This is a genomic window from Aeromonas sp. HMWF014, from assembly GCF_963878295.1.
In the GTDB taxonomy this organism is placed as follows: domain Bacteria; phylum Pseudomonadota; class Gammaproteobacteria; order Enterobacterales; family Aeromonadaceae; genus Aeromonas; species Aeromonas popoffii.
In genome coordinates this window covers 1-2,291 of record NZ_CAWNYS010000405.1, presented here as the reverse complement: position 1 = coordinate 2,291, position 2,291 = coordinate 1, and the positions used below count along the sequence as shown (strand labels likewise).

General features: G+C 63.3%; 1 protein-coding gene and 2 pseudogenes. 2 read left to right on the top strand and 1 reads right to left on the bottom strand.

Going from position 1 to position 2,291, the window contains the following annotated elements:
* Nucleotides 1-140, bottom strand: a pseudogene (cca, locus tag AAC083_RS16370) (multifunctional CCA addition/repair protein); the annotation flags it as partial.
* Between the two features lie 268 nt (nucleotides 141-408).
* On the opposite strand from cca, the gene AAC083_RS16365 reads away from it, so the two are divergent.
* On the top strand, nucleotides 409-2,052 hold the full coding sequence (locus AAC083_RS16365) for an ExeA family protein (protein ID WP_042035336.1): 1,644 nt from the start codon (nucleotides 409-411) through the stop codon (nucleotides 2,050-2,052).
* Nucleotides 2,052-2,291 (top strand): annotated as a pseudogene (gene exeB / locus AAC083_RS16360) (GspB family T2SS assembly factor variant ExeB); the annotation flags it as partial. The gene AAC083_RS16365 and the pseudogene exeB, both read left to right, overlap by 1 nt.

The window sequence follows — 2,291 nt, the reverse complement described above, 5'->3', positions numbered from 1 at the left end:
GGGAAGTCGCGGCCCACCTGGGTGAATCCCAGTGCCAGCATCTGCTCCACGGTCGCCCCCACCACCAGGTGATCCCGATCCCCTTGCGGCAATCCCAACAGGCGATCCCGCACTGCGCCCCCAACCAGATAAGTCTGCAATCTCTGTCTCCCTTGATAAACCTGCCTCGATTATACCGGTTTTGCCTGGCGGACACGATGGCACCACCATGCCTCCCGCGATCAGGCTGCCGCGATCACCCGGCCAGCTTGGCCCGACAGCCACAGTGGCCCACCACAACCAGACCACATTCGATAAAAACAGCGGTTTTGGCTGCCAGATGCGCCAGCCCCCCTTATGGCATCCGGGTCTTTGACATCCCAGTGGGGAGGCTTTAACCTGCCGCCCATAACAATGGAATGGATCCTTATGTACACACAGTTCTTCGGTCTGTCGGAGCCCCCGTTCTCCATCTCGCCCAACCCCAAATACCTCTATATGAGTGAACGTCACGGGGAGGCCCTCGCCCACCTCAACTACGGGTTGCAGGATGGGGGAGGCTTCGTGTTGCTAACCGGGGAAGTGGGAACCGGTAAAACCACCGTCTCCCGCTGCCTGTTGCAACAGTTGCCGGCCGAGACCGAGATCGCCTACATCCTCAATCCATCCCTGACCGAGCGTGACCTGCTGGCGGCCATCTGTGACGAGTTCCAGCTGCCGTACGACAAGGACGCCGGTCTCAAGCTGCTGTTCGATCTCATTCGCGATCACCTGCTGGCCAACCTGGCAGCAGGCAAGCGCAGCGTGGTGCTGGTGGATGAGGCCCAACATCTGCTGCCCGGCGTGCTGGAGCAGCTGCGCCTGCTCACCAACCTGGAAACCGACGAGAAGAAACTGCTGCAAGTGGTGCTTATCGGTCAGCCAGAGCTGCAACAGATGCTGCGCCAACCCCTGCTGCGCCAGCTGGCCCAGCGCATCACGGCCCGTTATCACCTGCTGCCGCTTTCACATCAGGACGTGGATGCCTATGTGCGCTTCCGGCTGCAGATCGCAGGCTGCGTCCAGCCCATCTTTACCCCCAAAGCGCTCCAGACCCTGCACCGCCTCTCCGGCGGCATTCCTCGCCTCATCAACCTCATCTGCGACCGCGCCCTGATCGCCGCCTTCGCCCGTGGCAGCCACAAGATAGTCCACGGTGACATCAGCCTGGCGGCCTATGAGGTGAGCGGCATTCGCGACGAAGGCACCTGGCAGTCCGGCCTCATGGTCGCTCTGGCAGGGGCCTTGCTGGTCGCCACCGGCTGGTGGGGCTGGCAATTCTTCGGCTTCTTCCCCGAGCGCCCCGTGATCAAGGTGGAGGTGCCGGTCAAGGTTGACGACACCCCGGAGCAGCAGGAGCAGCTGACCCGCGCCATCAATCAGGCGCTGGAGCCAGAGAGTGCCATGCAGAATCTCTACAAGGTGTGGGGCTACCGGACAGAGCTGGAGGAGGCGACCTGCGACAACGCACCGCGCGCCGGTTTGCGTTGCCAGGAGGGCGATGCCTCGCTGGCAGAGCTGCAAGCCCTGCAGCACCCGGCCCTCATCAGCCTGACCGACGAGACAGGCGGCATCTATTACGCGACCCTGGTCAGCCTGGGGCCGGACAAGGCCAACCTGCTCATCGGCAACCAGAGCTGGCAGGTGGACAGGCAGTGGCTGTCAGACTTCTGGGGTGGCAGCTACACCCTGCTGTGGCGCATGCCCAAGGGCGGCGTCGCCCTGATTGGCAACAATGCCGGGGCGACCCAGGTGCAGTGGCTGGACAACACCCTCAGCCGCGCCTTGCAGCAGCCGGATCGCAAGGTGCGTCGCTTCGACGCCGAGCTCAAGAGCAAGTTGCAACAGTTCCAGCGCGAACAGGGGCTGAACCCGGACGGCATCGCCGGCAGCAATACCCTGCTGCGCCTCAACGTGATGGCCGGCGAACCCATGCCGAGGCTGGAAGATGAGTCCCAACGCACCAGCACACCGGCCACGCTGGATACCATGAACGATGAGACCATGGCCACATTGTCGGAGGAGGCTTCCTGATGTCTACCCTGCTCAAGGCACTGCGCCGGGCCGAACAGCCCCAGTTCACCCCCCATATTCCGGCGATGGGGCTGCCCGTCACCCAGGAAGAGGAGCAGAACCGGCGCTGGATCTGGTGGCTGCTGGCCCCGCTTGCCCTGCTGATGGGAGCTGGCGCCAACTATGGCTGGCACCTGTTCAACAACCGCCCCATCGAGAAGACGGTGGAGGTGAAAGAGGTGGTCACGCCGCCGTTCGTG

What these genes read in the sequence shown, in the direction of transcription:
- AAC083_RS16365 (WP_042035336.1), top strand. Translation starts at nt 409, where the DNA reads ATGTACACACAGTTCTTCGGTCTGTCGGAGCCCCCGTTCTCCATCTCG.